This is a genomic window from Corallococcus sp. AB030, from assembly GCF_003668965.1.
GTDB classification, from domain to species: Bacteria; Myxococcota; Myxococcia; order Myxococcales; family Myxococcaceae; genus Corallococcus; species Corallococcus exiguus.
On the sequence record NZ_RAWQ01000392.1, the window covers coordinates 1 to 3,428 of the forward strand.

At 66.0% G+C, this 3,428-nt stretch carries 2 protein-coding genes; both read right to left on the reverse strand.

The features are described 5' to 3' along the window. Positions 1 to 41: 41 nt before the first annotated feature. Entirely contained in the window at positions 42 to 1,217 is a 1,176-nt protein-coding gene (locus tag D7Y15_RS42815; RefSeq protein ID WP_121756149.1) for a PD-(D/E)XK nuclease family protein, read from the reverse strand. Positions 1,218 to 1,347: 130 nt separating this feature from the next. Further along, positions 1,348 to 1,959: a hypothetical protein gene (locus D7Y15_RS42820; RefSeq protein WP_121756150.1), complete on the reverse strand. Its 612-nt coding sequence runs from the start codon at positions 1,957 to 1,959 to the stop codon at positions 1,348 to 1,350. Between the last annotated feature and the right edge of the window lie 1,469 nt (positions 1,960 to 3,428).

A 3,428-nucleotide genomic window follows, 5' to 3' on the forward strand; every position in this document is an offset into this window, starting at 1 on the left:
GGCAGAGACAGGGGTGGTGTCGGACGCAGGATTGGCGAGCACTATGCGACCTCCTTGGCCCAGAACCTGGGCGAGTGGTGTTTGGTGGCGAGCGAGTCCAGTTCGGCCTTCAGCAGCGCGACGTGCGCGGTGCCCAGGCGCTTGCCCGCGTCCTTCAGCAGCGCGTCGAGGGCCTTCTTCTCGACGCTGGCGAGGCGCAGCACCAACTCCTCACGGGGGAGGCCGGTGGCGCGGGCCAGCACCGCGACGGTGGGCTCCAGCGGGTAATCGAGGCTGGTGGTGTTGAACATGCGGTAGCGCGTGCCGGCGAGGACGAGTTCGTCCTGCTCAGCGAGGTGGGCTCGGAGGACGCCCTCCAGCTCCGCCTTGCGCGCGCCGAGAATCTTCGCGAGCTGGGCGACTTCTTCACGCTCGCGAGCGACGGACTCCAAGTCGGACATGTCCCTGCAGACGACTTCCCGCTGGCCCGTCAGCGCGCGGGCGTAGGTGGGGCAGTCGCGCCGGTGGTCGCAGTACGCGCAGTTGGGGTTGAGGCGGGCGGGGAAGGCCTCCGCCGTCTCCATCTGCTGGCCCAGCGTCTCGACGTAGGCGAGGGCGGCTTCCAACTGCTCCTCGGTGCGCGTCGTCTCCTGCTGCACGCCGTGGCGCAGCATCCACATGGACAGGCGCACCTTCTTCGCCCAGGGCCACATGCGGCGCGCGGCGAGGGCGTAGAGGCTGAGCTGGAGGCTGGAGTCCAGCTCCTCGCGGGTGAAGAGCTGGTGGTTGGACTTGTAGTCCATGACGTGGACTGTCTCGTCGTCCACCCAGTCGACGCGGTCGATGAAGCCCAGGACGGTGAAGGGCCCCACCGGCAGGCGGAACTCCTGCTCAATGCCGAGGATGTCGCGGGAGTCCACGCGGCCTTGCTGGCGGACGAAGTCCTGGAGGATGCCGAGGCCCTGCTGGAAGAGGTCCAGGCCGGAGAGGCCCGAGTCGGCCCACTCTTCACGGTAGAGCTGGAGGGCGCGCTCCTCGGAGAGCGGGCCCACGTACTCGGTGTCGACGACTTCCTGGAGGAGTCGCTCGAGGACGGCGTGCAGTGTCTTGCCGAAGCTCAGGGGGACGCCGGGCTCGGCGGTGCGCTTGTCGAGGTAGTGGAGCCTGTAGGACAGCGGGCAGGCCTCGAAGCGGCTCAGCCGGCTGAACGAGAGGTGTTCATTTCGCAGTCCGCTCATGGCGTGGGCCTCCGGGCCGATGCAGTGGCGTGTCGCGAGACAGTCATCACGCTCTTTCCGAGCGAGACATCAAGTCGAAGCGGGTACAGGGAGCGGCCCCATGCGTGTGTTTCACCGGCGCGGGGCACGCTCATGGCGACACCTCGCCAGCGAGGGGCGGGCGCTTCTCGAAGGACATGACGCGTGAGCCTGGGAAGGCAGACAGGACGCGCACCAGCGTGGCGGCGTGCTCGGGGGTGAGCTCCTTTCGGGCCTGGCCGGTGTAGGCCGGGACGAGCCACACCTCGCCGTAGGTCTCGGAGTGGAAGCACACCTCGGCGTTGAGGGCCTTGAAGCTGGCGATGTCCTCGTCGTTGAGGCCGCGCAGGCCGGAGAGAGGGGCCTCCGCGTCCAGCTCCTTCACAGCGGGGGACGGAGCTGGCGGCGCAGGCTTGGAAGCGGGAGCCGGGGCGGGCCTCTTCGAGCCGGCCTCGGGCAGGGGATGGCCGAAGAGATCCACAGCTGCCGGGGTGGACTTCGCCGGAGGCACGGGGGCAGGGGGCGCGACCTCTTCACGAGGAGCCTGGAGCTGCCGATTCACCTTCAGCCACTCGGTGCAGGTGCCCACGCTGGGCAGTGTGCATCCCCCGCCAGTCCGGTAGTGCAGGCAGTGCTTGCCCTCGCCGCGGACGTACGCTTCGCACGTCACGCCTGGCGGACGATGCTGTGCGGCGGTGGGCTGGAGGTAGTGCGTAAGGGCCATGCGCGGATGTCGGCGGCGCGTGTTTGCCGATACACCCTAAAAGCACTCCATCCCTCCGTTTTGGGACAGGATTTCTTTTTGCTCGATTTCTTTTTTGATTTTCCGGGGCGAATGACATCCGGCCATAAGGCAGAGCAAAGGCCTTCGGCGCGATTTCGGGGACACCTGTCGCGACTCTTTTTTTCGATTGCGAGCTGCGGACGCCAACGCGGAGCTGAAGAGTGGCAGCCGTGGCGGGGGCAATTCAAAAGGCTGCCACGAAATTCCTCAGTGAAATCGCTGGAGTGGCGGAAGTGGCAGTGGTGGCAGTGTTTTCTGGGGTAATGCCGCTTAGGGAGAGTGTTCTCTTGACCCCCTATTGAATAGTGCCATTCAAATATGCGCGCGCCCGCTACGTAGGGGTATTTTTTGAAACACTGCCACCTCTGCCACTTCAAGATAAGATATTGAATTTATAGAAGAAGAGGGTGGCAGATAGGGCTGCCACCACCTGCCACCGACTGCCATCGATTTTTGACATTGAGTGAAAGTGCTGCGGCTGATTGTGAAGAGGCATGCGGAGCAGGCTCGTGGCGTGGGTGGACGCGTTCATGCCAAGGCCTGTGAATGCCCCCAGAACGGCCGGAAACGGCCTCCAGCCGCGTGAGGGGGTAGGGTCCGCCTCCCGGGGATGCGGTTGACGCCTTCCGCGCAACCTGCGGCCTTCCAGGGCCATCGCTCCCTGGCGTGAGCAGGTAGCCCGACGCAACCGCTGCCAGGTGCGCTCGTGGCGCATGAAGGGCGATGGCACGGGGAGAGAAAATGTTTCACTTGGCGCGCGTCCGATTGCGTGGACGGTCCGAGTCCTCCTGTTCAGACGCAGCCCGAGTGACGACGTGCGGGCATGAAAGTCGCAGGCCGCACGGCCGTGTCCGTCGATGACACATCGGATTGTGAGGGGAAGTCGCGTGGATTCCGGTTTCGGCGTGATGTGCCAGTTTGTTGTGATTGCCCCAGTCCTGATGCCGAGGCGCTCGTGCGCCCTTCGGATGGGATGGGGCCTGCGCCGTGGGAGCCTTGTCCTGGCCGCCCTGGGCACGCCGCTTTCCCGTTGCCGTGCCCCGAGTAGGAAGGGGGCTCGCCCGTTACCGTAGAGAGGGCCGCTGGAGGCTTGGGCGCGTGCAGCGCCCCCTCTTCCTTCGACTGAAGCGCCGCAGCCACGAGGCTTCCTCCGAAGACAGGGGGAGCCTTGGAGGCGCTGGCGCCATTTCTTCAACGGGGCTCGGCCTTGTTACCCCTCTCACCCGACGCTTCCCGCGCGCCGAGCGCAGGGCCGGGGCGGCATGCATTGTGAGTCGTAGATTGTCATGGGCCGGGGTAATGGATCGCAGCGGGGTCACCCAAGCTGTTCGTAGCGGGGTCGGCCAAGCGGATCAGTCCTGGGTCGGCCAAGCGGATCGCAATGCGTAGCAGGAGGGCGGCGCCCCCGC

What these genes read in the sequence shown, in the direction of transcription:
- D7Y15_RS42815 (WP_121756149.1), bottom strand. Translation starts at nt 1,217, where the DNA reads ATGAGCGGACTGCGAAATGAACACCTCTCGTTCAGCCGGCTGAGCCGC.
- D7Y15_RS42820 (WP_121756150.1), bottom strand. Translation starts at nt 1,959, where the DNA reads ATGGCCCTTACGCACTACCTCCAGCCCACCGCCGCACAGCATCGTCCG.